At 37.5% G+C, this 17,830-nt stretch carries 16 protein-coding genes; 12 read left to right on the plus strand and 4 right to left on the minus strand.

Annotation, left to right across the window (positions count from 1 at the left end):
• The first annotated feature begins 65 nt into the window (after positions 1–65).
• The gene (locus AC4CUZ_RS18890; RefSeq protein ID WP_004763240.1) at positions 66–497 is read left to right on the plus strand and encodes a DUF6392 family protein; all 432 of its coding nucleotides are present in this window, start codon (positions 66–68) and stop codon (positions 495–497) included.
• 177 nt (positions 498–674) lie between these two features.
• Positions 675–1,607: an IS5 family transposase gene (locus tag AC4CUZ_RS18895; RefSeq protein WP_081405714.1), complete on the plus strand. Its 933-nt coding sequence runs from the start codon at positions 675–677 to the stop codon at positions 1,605–1,607.
• Between the two features lie 127 nt (positions 1,608–1,734).
• On the opposite strand, the gene leuE is transcribed toward AC4CUZ_RS18895, so the two are convergent.
• The 3 genes from leuE to AC4CUZ_RS18910 all read right to left on the minus strand — a co-directional run bounded on the left by leuE (position 1,735) and on the right by AC4CUZ_RS18910 (position 4,518).
• The gene (gene leuE, locus AC4CUZ_RS18900; protein WP_205667493.1) at positions 1,735–2,388 is read right to left on the minus strand and encodes a leucine efflux protein LeuE; all 654 of its coding nucleotides are present in this window, start codon (positions 2,386–2,388) and stop codon (positions 1,735–1,737) included.
• A gap of 231 nt (positions 2,389–2,619) precedes the next feature.
• Positions 2,620–3,321 (minus strand): DsbA family oxidoreductase, encoded by a 702-nt coding sequence (locus tag AC4CUZ_RS18905; protein ID WP_062034505.1) that lies wholly within the window; start codon positions 3,319–3,321, stop codon positions 2,620–2,622.
• Positions 3,322–3,405: 84 nt separating this feature from the next.
• Positions 3,406–4,518 (minus strand): alkene reductase, encoded by a 1,113-nt coding sequence (locus tag AC4CUZ_RS18910; RefSeq protein WP_228132313.1) that lies wholly within the window; start codon positions 4,516–4,518, stop codon positions 3,406–3,408.
• A 295-nt stretch (positions 4,519–4,813) separates the two neighbouring features.
• Between AC4CUZ_RS18910 and AC4CUZ_RS18915 the strand changes: the two genes are divergently transcribed.
• The 10 genes from AC4CUZ_RS18915 to AC4CUZ_RS18960 all read left to right on the plus strand — a co-directional run bounded on the left by AC4CUZ_RS18915 (position 4,814) and on the right by AC4CUZ_RS18960 (position 15,826).
• Positions 4,814–5,218, plus strand: coding sequence for a thioredoxin family protein (locus tag AC4CUZ_RS18915; RefSeq protein WP_025095515.1), 405 nt, complete (start codon positions 4,814–4,816; stop codon positions 5,216–5,218).
• A 109-nt stretch (positions 5,219–5,327) separates the two neighbouring features.
• Positions 5,328–6,122: an SDR family NAD(P)-dependent oxidoreductase gene (locus AC4CUZ_RS18920; protein ID WP_025095516.1), complete on the plus strand. Its 795-nt coding sequence runs from the start codon at positions 5,328–5,330 to the stop codon at positions 6,120–6,122.
• 27 nt (positions 6,123–6,149) lie between these two features.
• A complete protein-coding gene (locus tag AC4CUZ_RS18925; RefSeq protein WP_025095517.1) occupies positions 6,150–6,485 on the plus strand; it encodes a carboxymuconolactone decarboxylase family protein in 336 nt (111 codons plus the stop codon).
• 89 nt (positions 6,486–6,574) lie between these two features.
• Positions 6,575–7,129, plus strand: a complete 555-nt coding sequence (locus AC4CUZ_RS18930; protein ID WP_034120175.1) for an OsmC family protein — start codon at positions 6,575–6,577, stop codon at positions 7,127–7,129.
• Positions 7,130–7,225: 96 nt separating this feature from the next.
• Positions 7,226–7,789 carry a TetR/AcrR family transcriptional regulator gene (locus AC4CUZ_RS18935; RefSeq protein WP_025095519.1) on the plus strand — a complete coding sequence of 188 codons (564 nt, stop codon included), beginning with the start codon at positions 7,226–7,228 and terminating at the stop codon, positions 7,787–7,789.
• A 172-nt stretch (positions 7,790–7,961) separates the two neighbouring features.
• Positions 7,962–8,894, plus strand: a complete 933-nt coding sequence (locus AC4CUZ_RS18940; RefSeq protein ID WP_004758956.1) for an IS5-like element ISAha2 family transposase — start codon at positions 7,962–7,964, stop codon at positions 8,892–8,894.
• 271 nt (positions 8,895–9,165) lie between these two features.
• Positions 9,166–10,740, plus strand: coding sequence for a type I restriction-modification system subunit M (locus AC4CUZ_RS18945; protein ID WP_490748098.1), 1,575 nt, complete (start codon positions 9,166–9,168; stop codon positions 10,738–10,740).
• Positions 10,740–11,984: a restriction endonuclease subunit S gene (locus tag AC4CUZ_RS18950; RefSeq protein ID WP_490748100.1), complete on the plus strand. Its 1,245-nt coding sequence runs from the start codon at positions 10,740–10,742 to the stop codon at positions 11,982–11,984. Before AC4CUZ_RS18945 ends, AC4CUZ_RS18950 begins: the two co-directional genes overlap by 1 nt.
• 9 nt (positions 11,985–11,993) lie before the next feature.
• Entirely contained in the window at positions 11,994–12,917 is a 924-nt protein-coding gene (locus tag AC4CUZ_RS18955) for a GIY-YIG nuclease family protein (RefSeq protein WP_034704644.1), read from the plus strand.
• Between the two features lie 26 nt (positions 12,918–12,943).
• Positions 12,944–15,826, plus strand: coding sequence for a type I restriction endonuclease subunit R (locus AC4CUZ_RS18960; RefSeq protein WP_490748101.1), 2,883 nt, complete (start codon positions 12,944–12,946; stop codon positions 15,824–15,826).
• 510 nt (positions 15,827–16,336) lie between these two features.
• Here the strand turns inward: AC4CUZ_RS18960 and AC4CUZ_RS18965 are convergent.
• Positions 16,337–17,509: a replication initiation protein gene (locus tag AC4CUZ_RS18965; protein ID WP_034700330.1), complete on the minus strand. Its 1,173-nt coding sequence runs from the start codon at positions 17,507–17,509 to the stop codon at positions 16,337–16,339.
• Between the last annotated feature and the right edge of the window lie 321 nt (positions 17,510–17,830).

Raw genomic sequence — 17,830 nt, forward strand, 5'->3', positions numbered from 1 at the left:
AGATTTCATTTTTAATATGATAAAAACCAAAGGATAAAGAAAATTTTGATTTAGGTATGTCATAAGTGAATTTTTCAGGTGATGTAGAGGTTTTTTTATCTTGTCTTGGAACTAAAGAGTCAAGTTCAGATATTTTGAAAGCAGTTATTCTTGTTGCAAGTGAGTTTGACTCATTAGAGACTAATTTTGGTGGAGAAAAGCTATCCTATTGGCAATTTTTTAAGAGAGGTATTACGTTCAGGTTTAATGAACATCAGATACTAGATACCATTTTCATCTACGTCAAAGAGAATGAAGAATATTACCCATACCCATTTTTAGAAAATCTGATCACAGGTATTAATCACAAAAGTACGATGCAATCTGTAGCTAATTTATTTGGAACCCCCGAAAGAGAAAGTAACAGTTGGCTTAAATACAAAATATTTGATAATTATTTACATTTTGAGTTTCATAATTCATTAGAATTGAAACAAATTACAATGGGACAATATTAATACCATGTTATTAATTTTTATGTATTTTTTTAAATTTAAACCCTAGATTTGAGTCTAGGATTTTTTAATTTCGTAAAACCGCCATTATGTTAAATTTAGAACATGTTACTTTAAGTTCATAGAGGCTTTGTTGCACAAACCTATCTGTAAAGGCTTTTTCAGCGATATAATTTTCAAATGAAGAAGCCTACACACAAAATCTACCGCACAACCAATTGGCCCGCATATAACCGAGCACTCATGAGTCGCGGAAATATTGCCATTTGGTTTGATCCTGCTACGCAATGGTATGCGCCATCAAAAGGCAAACAAGGGCGAAATCAAACCTACTCCGACGCAGCCATCCAATGCTGCTTAATGATTAAATCCTTATTTCGTCTGTCTTTACGTATGGTCACTGGCTTTGTGCAAAGTCTGATTAAACTTTGCGGATTAAATTGGATAGCTCCAGATTACACCACGCTTTGTAGAAGACAAAAGCATATTGATATTGTAATCAGCTACCAAAAAAGTAGCGATGGGCTGCATCTACTCATGGACTCTACAGGCATGAAGTTTCTAGGTGAGGGCGAATGGAAGCGCAAGAAACATGGACCTGAATATCGTCGCCAATGGCGTAAACTACATATTGGTATAGATGCCAAAACCCTGCAAATACGAGCAGTTCAGCTTACAACCAATAATGTCAGTGATTCACAGGTGCTTGGTGATTTACTTAATCAGATTCCACAAGATGAGCGGATTGACTCTGTTTATACCGATGGAGCTTATGACACCAAGCAATGCCGTCAGGTCATTGCAGATCGGCAAGGGCATGCGGTGATTCCACCTAGAAAAAATGCGAAACCATGGAAAGATACAAAGAGTAGCTCGCTAGAGCGAAATGAATTACTTCGAACAATTAAACGTTTAGGCAGGACACTATGGAAAAAATGGTCAGGCTATCATCGTCGAAGTTTGGTTGAAACTAAGATGCATTGCATCAAATTATTAGGAGATAAACTCAGTGCAAGGAGTTTTGATAGCCAAGTGAATGAGATCCATGCACGTGTAGCAGTCCTTAACAGATTTACGGAATTAGGTCGACCACTTACCCAAGTTACGCCTTAAATTTGGCTCAATTAGGGGCGCTTTGCATTTCAAATCTTTGTGCAACAAAGCCCTGTACAAGTACAATATAGCTTAAAATATTTAAAGCCAATCACTAAAAATCATACCAAAGTAATACGGCACATTTTTAGAGACCTGTAGTTGCAAGTTTTACTCCAAATCCACAAAATAACAAACCAATAGATGCCACACTGATTGCAGTAATTTTATAACGATGATTAAAGTAGCTGGCTAATTTTACACCTGAAAAAATTAATAGAGATAAATAGCTCATACTTATGATTTGTAAGACAATCGCAAGAATAGTGAAACTGAGTGATGGATAAGGATAATTTGGATCCACAAATTGTAGAAAAAAGGATAAGTAAAATAAAATTGCTTTTGGATTAATTAGGCTAATTAACAAGGCCGTTTGATATGGCTTGATACTTTCATTTTTAGTAGATTGATTGGCTATCAATTTAGAAATTTGAGGTTGTGGATGCCAAGTTCGATAAGCAGCAATCAAGAGTTTTACGCCAAGGTAACCTAAATATAGCGCTCCTATAAGCTTTAAAACAGTAAATAACCACGGAAAAGCATGCAATAACGACGCTGCACCTAAAATGGTAAGAATAATTAAAATTAAATCACCACTAAAAACCCCAAAGGCTGCTAAATAACCAGTTTTAATACCGTAACGTGATGCAATAGACATGACATAAAGTGAGTTTGGCCCAGGTAATAATACAATTAAAGTCGTGCCAATAATAAAAGTTGTTAGATCAGTAATTCCAAGCAAAATAAACTCACAGACTCAAAAGCCGATTCGGCATAACGTTAACATCAATTAAAAAATTTATTAAACAAAGAATTAGTATAAACCATTCATTAAATTAAATTTTCATCTAAATACTAGCAAGGATTTAGTCAAACAGTTGATCATCTTTAACTTCATTTGATAATTAAGTAAAAATGCGTTGATGGTAGATAACTCAATTACATTCCTATCAACGCTTATTAATTATAAAAACTAAATGCTACAACCATCAATACCGCAGCTTTGACCTTCAGTAGCCGTTATTTCGCTCTGCTTTTCTGTCCATACCTGCTCTAAAACACTTAGAAAGGTTTCTACAGATTGAGCACCACTGATTGAATATTTATTGTTTATAACAAAAAGTGGAACGCCACTAGCACCTATTGCATGTGCGTTTGCTTCATCTTGTAGAACACCTTGTTTAAACAAATCATTGCTAAAGACACTTTCCGTTTCCTCACGGGATAAGCCTATTTCAGTAGCAAGTTCAACCAACTCCTTACGATCAAATATAGACCGACCTTCTGTTACACTTGCCATGAATAACTTTTCAGCAAGTATCTCACCTAAACCTTTTTGCTGTGCTAGCTTTACTACGGCATGTGCATCTAAAGTATCGCCAAAAAGCATAGTATCAAAGTTATAGATTAGTCCTTCCGACTCACCTGCACTCTTTACTTGGCTCATCATCGCTTCTGCACCATTTTTTCCTCCAAACTTTTTATACAATGCTGCTTTAAATGGTTCAGGCACATACTTATTAGCAAGGCGGTAGCTATGATATCGAACGATCACATGATCCTTGTGTTCAAAAGCATCTAATCCTTTTTCAAATCTTTTTTTAGCAATCCAGCACCACGGACAGATAAAATCGGACCACACATCAATGGTTATTTGTGGGAGTAGTGTTTTCATAAATACCTCAGTAATCTTGATTAGATGTTGTATGAGCAAAGATCTTTTAAGCCTAGCCATAAAAATGGCTAGGCAATCATCTGCTTACTTCACTTCATAATTCGGATAATCTGTATATCCTTTTTCTGGAGAACCACTCACACCGTAATACGTTGTGCGATCACTTTCTGCCAAAGGCCAATTATTCTGCATCCGCTCTACTAAATCTGGGTTAGCAATATACGGAACACCGAAAGCAATTAAATCAACGTCACCTTTTTCCAAGGCAGCTTCGGCACTTTGTCGATTAAAACCTCCTGCGGCAATAATCGTGCCCTGAAAAACTTTACGGAATAAAGTTTTAAAACTCTCAGCTTCAATAGGTGCTGTTTCATAAGTAGGTTGATAGTACAAATGAACGTATGCTAATTCACGTTGCCCAAGAGCCAATGCAATATTTTTCCACGTGTCAGCTTCCCCTTCATAAGCTGCAAGGTCATAAATACGTCCAAATGGTGAAAGACGTACAGCAACTTTATCATTACCAATTTCTTGCGAGATAGCATCGATCGTTTCAAAAAGGAAACGTTGGCGATTTTCAACAGAGCCACCATATTCATCGGTACGGTTATTTAATTCAGTACTGAGGAACTGATCAAAGATAAATCCATTTGCGGCCATAATTTCTACGCCATCAAAACCAGCCTCTATAGCCAGACGTGCAGATTTAACAAAATCTTTAGTGACACGTTTAACTTCTTCAGTTTCTAGTGCTCTAGGAATGCTTGGTGTAACCGCACTAGGTTCTCCAGAATCAGAATACGCAAATACTGTAGTGTTAGTTGCTGGAATAGTTCCAGATGATACTGGTGCTTGATTTTCAGGTAGCACTGAAACATGTGACATTCGTCCCACATGCCAAAGTTGAGCAAAAATACGTCCACCTTTTGCATGCACTGCATCTGTAACTTTGCGCCATCCATGCATTTGCGCTTCATTATATAAACCTGGGGTATATAAATAACCACGCCCTTCTTCTGATACAGGTAAACCCTCAGTAATGATTAGACCCGCTGAAGCTCGTTGAGAGTAATAAAGTGCAACTAGCTCATCTGCCACATCATTTAATGTCCGAGTACGGGTCATTGGTGCCATTACTACACGGTTTTTTAATTGAATATCCGCCAAATTATGGGGAGTGAATAATTTATTCATCATATACCTCAAGAAAGATTTACAAATAATTTAAGCAATTTCTTTGACCACACTCATCAATCTGACAATGAATGACACAGGTCGATAACCTGTTTCTAAAAGATAGAAAAATTCGTATTTTGTTATCCCTATTGCGCAACAGATAAGATAGTGACACTATATCAACCAACTAATAGGTAGGCAATAGTATTTTTAATATTTTATTCCTGAGTTTTACTTATTCATACTCAAAATCGATTAAATATTATTTAACTTATTTAGTGTTCGATATCTATCAGCGAAAAAAGGAAACCCTAAAATGCGTAAATTACTTCCCTTTAATGAAGATAACTTCCACAACATTGGATGGAAAGAAGGTTTGGCTGTGGTACGTTTTCACGCACCTTGGTGCCCGCCTTGCCATAGTAGTGAAAATTTATTTAATGAATTTGCAGAACATATAGAGAGTAATGTAACTGTTGGAGTGGTCAATGTTGATCAATCACCAGTTTTAGCAAATCGTTATGAAATATGGGGTTTACCTTCTGTACTCATGTTTAAAGATGGACAATTAATTCAACGTATCGTAGGCGTAAAGCCCTTAACGGATTATCAAAACGCGTTAGAAGAGCTAATGAAATTAGATTCAAACGGTTTTGAAGATATTGATCAAGAAACAATAGGCTCACTTTGTCTAACAAATTCCAACAGCCATCCCGAATGATTTATTCAGATTAATTTCAAGTGGTGCTTGACATTTGGAATTAGTCTATATAATCTACAAACCAACTAGTAGGTAGATTGAATTAAATAATCAATTATTGAGGTTTTCCATGAGTGAACAACAATTTAAAGGTCAGAAACTTCTTGTCATTGGTGGTACGAGTGGCATTGGTTTAGAAACAGCACAGAAAGTCGCTGAACAAGGCGGTACAGTCGTCATCGTCGGGAATCGTGCAGATAAAGCCGAAGCAGCGCGTAAACAATTAGTTGCTATAACAAGTGAAGATCAAGTTTTTGCACTAACAGCTGATTTATCAAATTTTGATAGCGTTCAAAATCTAATTAGCAAATTAAATAGTGAACATAAAGACATTAACTTATTAGTTAACTCAGCTGGAATTTTTTACCCTAAAAGTTTCCTAGACCACTCATTGAGTGACTATAACAATTTCCTCGATTTGAATCGCGCTTTCTTCTTTATTACTCAACAAGTTGCAGCATCAATAGTTGCGCAGAATAAAACTGGATCGATTGTAAATGTAACTGCCGTTGCTGCACGTCAGGCTATTGAAACTGTTACGGCATCGGCTTATTCAATGGCAAAAATGGGATTAGAGGCTATGACTCGGCATGTTGCAGCAGAACTTGCTGAACATGGCATTCGAGTAAACGCTGTGAGCCCTGGCATGGTAGAAACTCGTATTTTTGAACGATTTATCCCTAGTGATCAACTAGATAGTGCTTTGCAGGATTTCAATAGTTTTCATCCATTAGGAAGAAATGGAACTCCACGTGATGTCGCAGAAACTATTGTATTTCTCCTTTCGGATAAAACATCTTGGGTGACTGGTTCAATTTGGGATGTAGATGGTGGTGTCATGGCATCACGAAAACTTGGTAAATAACGCTTAAAAATTGTAGAGGTACTGAAAATGAATGGTGAATGGACTAACAAATTATCTGCACTTGTTAAAAGCGTAGGTAACTTTGCAAAAACAAATAAACCTGTCGCTAATGCGTTTCACAACTTAGAAGTTGCGACACGAGAAAACAAAGTATTGGATGCAAAAACACATGAATTGATTTCTTTAGCAGTCGCAGTAACGACTCGCTGTGATGGTTGTTTAACGGCTCATGCTGCTGCTGCAAAAAAAGCTGGGGCAACAAAAGAAGAAGTCGCTGCTGCATTGGGAACTGCAATTGCTTTAAATGCTGGAGCAGCCTATGTCTACTCGGCAAGAACCTTAGACGCTTATGACGAGTTATAAATCATAGGGCTTGATTTTTATACAACTGTACTCACTTGGGTTATTCATTTACCCAAGTTATCTAAATTCAAATATAGAGATATTTTCATATGAAAAATACAATCAACGGTATTGATGTAGATGCTTTCCAACAGTTTGCGGAGGGCGTTAGCCAAAACCCTAATACATCAAAAGCTAGCTTTAATGTAGAAACTCGCTGGGCAGGTCAAACACGTTCTGTTTCAACGATTAAGTCCTATGAACTTTGTGGAAAAACATACGAGCGTAATTTCCATATTGCCGCAGATGAACCAACTGATATATTAGGAACTGATACAGCACCGAATCCACAAGAACTGTTAATGGCAGCTCTTAATGCTTGTATGACTGTTGGATATGTTGCAATTGCGGCATCAAAAGGAATCACTGTTAATAAATTAGAAATCAACACGACTGGTGAACTTGATTTACGTGGTTTTCTCGGTCTAGATGAAACAGTTAACCCAGGATATGATGAAATAGAATATAGCGTTTTTATTGATGCGGATGCTACGCCTGAGCAGCTAGAAGAGATTCACAATGCAGTGATTCAAACATCTCCGAATTTTGCGAATTTATCACGTGCAATTCGCATGAAACCTAAGCTTGTAGTCGTTCAAAAGTAAAGTAATAAGGGAGCATACGTACTAGCTGAGGTTTCTTTACTATCAGTGATATCATAGTATGCTCCCCCTCATATTTTCGTACAGGTAAAAGCCATTATGTCTATTGATACCAGAGCATCATTAATTAAATCGGCTGAGTATATGTTACGGTCTAAAGGCTATGCTGCATTTAGTTATGCTGATTTGGAAAAAGTGGTCGGAATCAAAAAAGCGAGTATTCATCACCATTTTCCAAAAAAAGAAGATCTTGGTGCAGTCATTATCGAGTCATATATACAGCAGTCTATTCTAGACTTCGAGAGAATAGAGCAAGATTTTCCGAATGCCTTTGGCCGTCTATGCGCATTCGCTTCTCTTTTTAGAGCAGCAATGTCAGATGGAATGCTGCCCTTATGTGGTGCGCTTGCAGCTGAAATGGCCGCATTACCAGATAAGTTACAAGTGCTGACTCGCCAATATTTTGAGATCCAATTAAAGTGGATTAAAAAAATTATTGATGAAGGAGTTGCATGCAGTGAATTATCTTCTAAAGGTGACACACACCAAAAAGCTTTTCAGATTTTAAGTTTATTGGAAGGCAGTAGTTTTGTTCGATGGGCTATGGATGACGGTACAGAACTAGATCCAGCTATTATTCGCAGTATTGTTAACGCCCTCTAAATCACTTTACATTTTAAGTAAACATAAACCTAATTATTTGAGGTTCATTCGCTTGTCATTCTTCGTAAGGCTGTCAATAAACAAAATAAGGCAGCCCAATACAATCGCGTTGTCGAACGGCTTTGTTGCACAAACCTAGCCTATAAGGTTTATTCAGTCCTATAATTTCAAAATGAATAAACCTACTCCTAAAACTTATCGTACAACCAACTGGTCTTCCTATAATCGCGCTCTCATTAATCGGGGCAACATTTCCATTTGGTTTGATCCAAACACTCAGTGGTATGCACAACCACAAAACAAGCAAGGTCGAAATCAAACTTACTCCGATACGGCTATTCAATGCTGTTTAATGATCAAATCTTTATTTAGACTCTCTTTACGCATGGTCACAGGTTTTGTTCAAAGTCTGATTAAACTTTGTGGATTAAATTGGACCGCACCAGATTACAGTACGCTTTGTCGAAGACAAAAACATATTGATATTGCGATTAGCTATCAAAAAAGTAGTGATGGGCTACATCTACTCGTCGACTCAACTGGCTTAAAGTTTCTAGGTGAAGGTGAGTGGAAACGTAAGAAACATGGACCTGAATATCGTCGCCAATGGCGTAAGCTTCATATTGGCATCGATGCTGAAACCTTGCAAATACGTGCAGTACAGCTTACTACAAATAATGTGAGCGATTCGCAAGTACTCGGTGATTTACTTGCTCAAATTCCCTTAGATGAACGAATTGATTCGGTCTATACCGATGGTGCTTATGACACGAAGCACTGCAGACAAGTCATTCTAGATCGAGATGCACATGCGCTCATTCCGCCAAGAAAAAATGCAAAACCATGGAAAGATCAGAAATTGAGATCTTTAGAGCGGAATGAGTTACTGAAAACAGTTAAACGTTTAGGAAGAACGCTTTGGAAAAAATGGTCTGGTTATCATCGTCGAAGTTTAGTTGAAACCAAGATGCATTGCATCAAACTATTAGGTGATAAATTAACAGCAAGGAGTTTTTCTAGTCAGGTGAATGAGATTCATGCACGCATAGCCGTATTGAACAAATTTACAGAATTAGGTCGTCCTCATACCCAAGTTGTCATTTGAATTCTGTTCAAATGAGCAGAGTGTTATCTTTTAAATCTATGTGCAACAAAGCCTATCCAAAGTTCAACCAGATCACAAAAGCTATCTTATTGGAACATCTAAATTACTCCCCTTGCAGAAAACTAAATAACATCCGAGATCAAAAATAGTAGATAAATATAATAGGATATCTACGCCAAAGTCTGTCGCAATACTCCTTTTATTACATGATAAAAATAGTATTTATCGGTAAACTAACCACAATTTGCTTCATATTTTAATAAGGTTCAAGATGACCCAGGTTCAATTGCAACAACTACAAAGACAGCTTTGGAATATTGCCAATGATTTACGTGGAAAAATGGGTGCTGATGAGTTTCGTGACTACATCCTTGGTTTCATTTTCTTCAAATATCTGTCTGAAAAAGCAATTACCTTTGCTAATGAGCTTCTGAAAGATGAAGGCATGGTGGAAAAGTACAATGAATTGGATGAAAGCAATCCTGACCATGCAGAACTGATCGAAGGCATCAAAGAAAACTCGGTAGATGAAGTGGGTTATGCCCTATCTCCTAGCCAACTTTTTCATAGCCTTGCAGAACGTGGCCGTCAAAATCAATTTATTCTGGATGACTTGGCCGAAACACTAAGAGCGATTGAACGTAGTACATTAGGTGCTGAGTCTGAAGATGACTTTGCTAACCTGTTTGAAGACCTTGATATCAACTCAACTAAGTTGGGTAACAACGCCAATGACCGTAATGAGTTAATCAGCAAAGTACTCACTCATCTGGACAATATTGATTTTGACTTGAGTAACTCAGAATCTGATGTTTTGGGTGATGCTTATGAATACCTGATTGGTGAATTTGCTTCTGGTGCAGGTAAAAAAGCAGGTGAATTCTATACCCCTCAAACTGTATCTACTCTCCTTGCCAAAATTGTCACACAAGGCAAAGATCGCTTACGTTCTGTATATGATCCGACCTGTGGTTCAGGTTCTTTACTATTACGTGTTAAACGTGAAGTCAAAGACGTAGATATGATCTTTGGTCAAGAGATGAACCGCACCACCTATAACTTGGCACGTATGAACATGATTTTACATGATGTGCATTTTGCCAAGTTTGATATCAAGCAAGAAGATACACTGACACGTCCTCAGCATATCGATATGCGCTTTGATGCAGTAGTGGCTAACCCTCCTTTCTCTGCAAAATGGTCAGCAGATCCTATTTACTTACAAGATGAGCGTTTCAGCCGTTATGGTAAGTTAGCCCCAAGTTCAAAAGCAGATATGGCTTTTGTTCAGCACATGCTTCATCAATTGGATGAGCAAGGCACAATGGCTGTTGTCCTTCCGCATGGTGTATTGTTCCGCGGTTCAAGTGAAGGTGTGATTCGTCAGTATCTGATTGAGAAAATGAATGTGGTAGATACCATCATTGGTTTACCTGCCAACATCTTCTATGGCACATCTATTCCAACCTGTATCTTGGTGCTCAAGAAAAATCGTACCCATACAGGTGATATTCTGTTTATCGATGCTAGCAATGACTTTGACAAACAGAAGAACCAAAACAAGTTACTGCCTGAGCATTTGGATAAGATTATTGATGCCTTTACACAGCGTCAGAACATCGAGAAATATGCCAAAGTCGCTACGTTGCAAGAAGTCAAAGACAATGACTACAATCTGAATATTCCACGCTATGTTGATACTTTTGAAGCTGAAGATGAAATTGATCTGAATGCCATTGCTCAACAACTCAAAGACCTTGAGCAGCAAAGCCAGAATACCGATAAAGTGATTGCTGAATTTTGCAAAGAGCTTGGCATTGATTCACCTTTTGCGGAGGTGAAGTAATGTCTGCACCAGCGTTAAGATTCAAAGAATTTGATGGGGATTGGAAGAGTTTCAGTCTATTAGATTTATCCTCAGATAAAACACTAAACAATGGTGTATTCAATGATCAAAATAAAGTAGGTAAAGGTTACAAGTTAATCAATGTCTTAGACATGTATATCGACAGAGATATTGATGAATCTAGACTTTCCTTACTTGATCTCAGCAAACAAGAATTTGAAAGAAATAAAGTTAAATATGGTGATATTTTTTTCACTCGTTCCTCATTAGTAAAAGAAGGAATTGCCTACTCTAATGTGTATTTGGGGAGTAGTAACGATATTACGTATGACGGACACCTAATTAAATTAAGTCCAAACTTAGAGCAAATAAACTCAATATTTTTAAATTACGGTTTGAAAACCTCTAAAGTGCGTAAACAGTTAATTCAAGGTGGTAAAACAGCCACCATGACAACCATTGGACAAAAGGAAATTGCATCTACAAAAATTGACGTCCCTTTCCTACAAGAACAAACAAAAATTGCCTCTTTTCTTTCTGCCATAGATGAAAAAATCAGTCAACTGACACAAAAACACCAACTTCTCAGCCAATACAAACAAGGCATGATGCAAAAGCTGTTTAGTCAGCAGATACGTTTCAAAGCGGATGATGGAAGTGAGTTTGGGAAATGGGAAAGTAAAAAAATAAGTGACTTATTTGATGAGGTAAGAAACAAAGTAGCAGATAGAGATATTGAAACGTACAGTATAACAGCGGGTAAAGGCTTTGTTAGTCAAGCAAATAAATTTGGTAGAGATATCTCGGGGAAGCAAAATAGTAACTATATTGTACTTAAACCTAATGATTTCTCCTATAACAAAGGGAATTCCAAAACTTACAAATACGGTTGTGTATATTTGAATGAGTTGACTTATGACATTGCTGTACCGAATGTATTTATTAGCTTCAGATCAAAAAAACAAAATTTAGTCCATGAAAAATTTTACTCGAAATTGTTTGAATTTCATTATTTAGATAGGTATTTAAGGTTATTGATCTCTAGTTCAGCTCGTATGGATGGGCTCCTAAATGTAAGTAAGGATGGTTTCTTTGAAATTAAACTTCCATATCCTTGTCTTGAAGAACAAACAAAAATAGCTAACTTCCTTTCTGCTATTGATCAAAAAATTGAAGTAACTTCACAGCAAATTGAACAGGCCAAACAATGGAAAAAAGGCTTGTTGCAGCAAATGTTTGTATAGGGGAAAACAATGACCCACGGAAAAAGTATCAAGCTGTTTTTGGTGGATGGTTCGATTAATGGCATCCTGACGGCTGAAATTATCAACTGGACAGGTCATGTTCTTTCAGCACCACGCACTAAACTCTTGGATCTCATCCAACGAGAAGAATGTGCCAGAACAGGTATCTATTTCCTTGTGGGTCAAGATCCCGAAGACTCATTACCAAGCGTCTATATTGGTGAATCAGATGATGTCGCTAACCGCTTGAAACAGCATAACCGTACCGAAGAAGCAGGTGGAAAGGACTTCTGGGAAAAAGTATGTCTGGTCACAGGTAAAGACCAGAACATCACCAAGACCCATATTAAGTATCTTGAGAGTCGCTTGATCGATATTGCGAAGCGTAGCGGACAATGCCTACTCAAAAATGGCACAGCACACCTCTACAACCGCCTACCTGAATCAGATACAGCGGATATGGAATACTTTCTGGAACAAATACAAGTGGTTCTTCCTGCCCTTGGATATACATTCCTCAAGGAAATGAAATATCCAAGTGAACAGCCAAAAGTACACAGTATTGCTCCTGCTTCAGTGGATACCTCCAACATAGAAGCAGATTTCTACCTATCCGCTAGAGACATTCAAGCCAAAGCAAAAATCATTGATGGTGAATTCTATGTACTCAAAGGTTCCCAAGTACGTAGAGATGTCAGTCAACCTACACACAACTACATGAAGAACCTTCGACCACAGTTGTTTGAAAATAACATCATTGATCCAAATACTTATACGTTCAATCAAGACTATTTATTTTCCAGTCCATCAGCAGCAGGTGCCGTCATCTTGGGAAGAGCATGTAATGGTCGTAAAGAATGGAAAGATTCGACCAACCATCTGACTTATGAAACATGGCAACAAAACCAAGTTGAGCGTGTAATTCAAGAATAAATGAAATTGTGAGGGTAAAGCGGTAAATGTCAGTACAAAGCGAAGAACAACTTGAAAGTGAATTGATTCAGCACTTAAAGACCTTAGGCTATCGTCAAGTTGATGTAAAAGATGAAAAGCAGCTCCTGATCAATCTCAAAACCCAGATTGAGCAAGCCAATGGGCTTTCTGTACTGTCTGAAAATGAATGGGGACAGATTCTCAATCATCTGAAAGCTGGTAATAGCTTCAATTGTGCCAAAGTGCTACGTCATCGCTTTCCAGTGACCTTTGACGATGGTTCAACACGACATATTGACTTCCTGTTCTCGGATGCAAGTAAGAACATTTACCAAGTAACACATCAAATTGCGATTGATCATTCCAGTATCAATGGGCATACCAGTCGCTTTGACGTTACCCTGCTGATTAATGGCCTACCATTAGTTCAAATTGAACTGAAACGTGCTGGCGTAGAACTCCCTGAAGCATTCAATCAAACGCAGCGCTATGCCAAAGCAGCCTATGGCAGTGGCACAGGGTTATTCAACTATATTCAGCTTTTTGTGATCAGTAATCGTGACCATACGCATTACTATGCCACAGGGACAAATAACTTCGAATTTACCTTTCCTTGGGCAAACTTTGACAACAAACATGTCCACAAAATCGATGCTTTTGCAGATACCTTTCTGAACCACTCGCATATTACTCAGATGCTGACTGAATACATGGTGATTCTGGAGGCAGAAAAGCGCTTAATGGTACTTCGCCCCTACCAGATTTATGCAGTACAGCAAATTATTCAACGTGTACAAACAGCCCAAACTCACGGCTATATTTGGCATACTACAGGTTCAGGTAAAACATTAACTTCATTCAAAGCCAGTCAATTGATCATGCGCTTGCCTGAAGTCGAAAAAGTGCTATTTGTCGTGGATCGTAGTGATCTGGACACGCAAACAGTGCGAGAGTTCAATGCTTTCAAAAAGGATAGTGTTGATACCACCAAGAATACCAATACTCTGGTCAATCAATTGGGTCAGAAACATGACAAGCTCATTGTAACGACCTTGCAGAAGCTCAATATTGCGATTAGTTCGGATCGCTATGCAGATAAAATTGCCTATCTGAAAGACAAGAAAGTCGTGATTATTTTTGATGAATGTCATCGTAGTCAATTTGGTGATACGCATCGTAATATCAAACGCTTTTTCAACCATGCACAAATGTTTGGCTTTACTGGCACACCTATTTTTGAAACAAACAGCCAACTTAAAATTGATTCCAAGGCTGTGACCACCAATGCCCTATTTGATGAATGCCTGCATAAATATGTGATTACCGATGCAATCCGTGATGGCAATGTATTACCCTTCCAGATTAGCTACCTAGGTAAGTACACTGCAAACGGTATCGAAACCAGTCACAATTATGAAGAAGATGTTGAAGGTATAGACACCAAAGAACTGTTTGACAATCCAGAACGTCTGGAGATGATCACTCGCTATATTGTCGACAATCACCACATAAAAACCAAGAACCAGAACTTCACTGCTATGTTCTGTGTAAGTTCAGTCGATGTACTGAATCAATATTATGCGCTATTTGAAAAAGTACAGCACCAGAAGCAACAAGAGGCAGAAGACCAAGGCCGAATCTTTAAGCCTCTCACTGTGGCAACTATATTCTCCTTTGCAGCCAATGAAGAACTCAAAGTTGAAGATAGTAATGGTTTGATTGATGAAGAATCTGCTGATATTCCAACAAGAATCAGTCAATCCAATCGTGACAAGCTCGATGGCTATATTGCGAAATATAATGCTCAATTTGGACAGAATTTTAACTCAGGTGATGAGTTTTATGCCTATTACCGAGATATTGCCAATCGGGTACGCAAAAAAGAAATCGATATCCTCTTGGTCGTGAATATGTTCCTGACAGGTTTTGACTCAAAGACTTTGAATACCCTATATGTGGATAAGAACCTCAAATATCATGGTCTGATTCAAGCATTTTCACGCACCAATCGCATCCTGAATGCAGATAAGCCATTTGGTAACATTGTCTGCTTCCGTAATCTGAAACAAGCTACGGATAAAGCCCTAGCACTGTTTTCCAACAAGGCTGAAGCAGAGAAAATTGTATTGATTCCAAGCTTTGAAAGCATCAAGGAAAAATACAATGCTGCTGTAGCTGAATTACTTAAGATTGCCCCTGACCCAGACAAGGTGCTGGAACTACCCACAGAAGAGCAGCAATTGCAGTATGTGAAGGCTTTCCGTGAAGTCATGCGGATCAATGCACAACTGGAAAACTTTGTTGAATACGACCAGGATGACACAGACTTAAACAAGGCTGAATTTCAGAAGCATACCTCACAATATAAGTACCTCTATACCAATACTCGTGTCGTACAACCGAAAGACAAAGTTTCTGTACTGAATGATGTGAACTTCCAACTGGAACTCATTCACAAAGATACAATCAATGTCGGCTATATCCTGAATTTACTGCAATCTGCAGTCAACAACACCGATCAGAAACAAAAGCAAAAATATCGAGCACAGGTGCAAGATCTACTGGAAAATAATCATACGCTGTACGACAAACAGGAACTGATCCAAAAGTTTCTGGATGAAAATATTCCACGCATGATCACTGGTCAAAGTGTAGAAGAAGCCTTTGCACAATTTTGGGATGTAGAAAAGGAACGAGCGATTGATGAGCTTTGTCAAAAAGAAGCAATCAAGCCTGAAGTGTTCAAACAAGTGATCGGTAAATATGAATACACCAAACGTCTGCCAAGTCGTGAAGATGTGACTGATCTACCTATTACTCGCCCCAAAATTTCAGAGCGTAAAACGCTCATGAATACGCTAGTGGTCAAAACCAGACAGTTCATCGATAAGTTCTACACTGGGCTGTAGTTTCCATTGGCCCTTGAACAATATACATATCTAAGCAAACTCCCCAACCAAAACTGGTTTTAGCCCTATATCATCGGGCTAAGATCAGGTAAGCATAAATTCCCCATCCCCACACTAAAACTCATTTCTCTGCTCATAGCGAAACTTGATGATTAATCTTTATGATCGTTTTTTATTCACCAATTACGATACTCACATCGAAAGTGAGAATATAGTGAAATGAAAACGGGCAATGTATTTTCTGATATTTGAGTTTAGCCCATCGGATTATCGAACAAATGGACCACATATGGTCTATGAAAATCCGGTGGTCTAGAATCTTCAGGCAACAAAAAACCCCATAAACCAAAGGCTTACGAGGTTGAATGTGGTGGGCCCAGACAGACTTGAACTGTCGACCAACGGATTATGAGTTCATAGGTCTATTAATTAGCTATCAAAATATAACCTAAACTGATATCAAGCTTATTTTACACCTTATAGTAAAAAGTGTAGCAAGTTGCTACACAGTCATATAACGTCTTTTCCAAATATTTCATTCAATCGTTTTCTATTTTCTTTTACAAAATTTGGATTATTTTTTAATTTATATTTCATTTCTTTCTTAAATTCACTCATTGAACTGCCAGCTACAGCAAAATCCATTTGGAACATAATATCATTAACTATCACATTTGCTTGAGATTCAGTTAAGCACCCTTCTGTCTTAAACCACTTACTAAACTGTTTATAATTTGGGTCGTTTGCATATATATACCAAGACCTTACAGTCATATCGAACTTCGCACCTAATTCTTTAACAAGCGCATTATCATCAAAATTGACATCTAAATAGATTTGAGTCTTATCATTAGTATTAGATACAACAACTTCAGTGGCATGCCTATTAAGAATTTTAAATCGAACTCCGACAATAGGTCGACCTTTCTTGATGGTATCGTATTCTAATTGAAGACTAGTCCTTTCATTAATTTCTTCAATAATTTTGTCTAAAACGTATCGTCTAAAATCAACCCAACGATCGTATTTTTTCTCCCCAATATCAATTAATGCTTTGATATTCTCAAGTGAAAGTTCAACCTCATAAGAATCTTGATTAGCATACTTAAATTCATTTTTGATAAAGTATGAATACAAACTCATACTGGTTACAGAGTCCAAAGCAAATAAATCTTTCAATTGATAGGTTGTAAAATTTCCATTTGCTAAACGAGTAAAATATGGAAGTACTTCACTGGTGAAACGTATCTGCAAAGCATTTTTAGCATCATCTTCCCAACGGAGTTCACGAATAATTGGTACTACTGAGTGTACTTTTTTAACTTTACGCTTATTATCATCCACGGACTCTTCAATTACAAAATGAGCTACTCGTGATGATAATTCTTTATAAATACGATCAATAGCAACATTAATGGAATTCTTCTTATCTAATCCTAATAGTTCGCCTAAATCATCTTTATGCAAATAAATATAAGTTTGCTCTGTAATTTCACGATCTTGATTATTCTTCTCACCATAATTCGCAACAGCCATTGCATAAAGTAGAGCTTTATACTCATTAGATGATAATTCAATTGGTCTAATCAGACGGTTACTAGTGCTGACTACTCCATTATGTCGAATATTACCAATACAATAAGGTAGATGTTCTAATTCTTCTGGTTCGTTGTGATTGCTCATGAGTGGAAAGATTAAAATATTTTCTACATGTTATACACAAAAGTGGAAGAAGATGCAAACCGCTCACTATTTTCTCTTCCTTACATTAAATTAACTCAGTTTATGCCCATCAAACACCTTAAGAGTGGAAGAAGTGTCACTATTAAAGTGCAATTTTGATACTATTCAGCCTTATGGTGGAATAAATATAAAATTAAACACTTTTAAGTGACGATTCTTCCACCTTTGATAATTCATCCGTGTCGCTAAAGCAATCAATTTGAAAGTAGGAATACCCTACAGCACCACTAAAGTGGAATTAATAAACAAATTTTCCACTAT

The sequence above is a fragment of the Acinetobacter sp. 789_lipA genome (assembly GCF_058242845.1).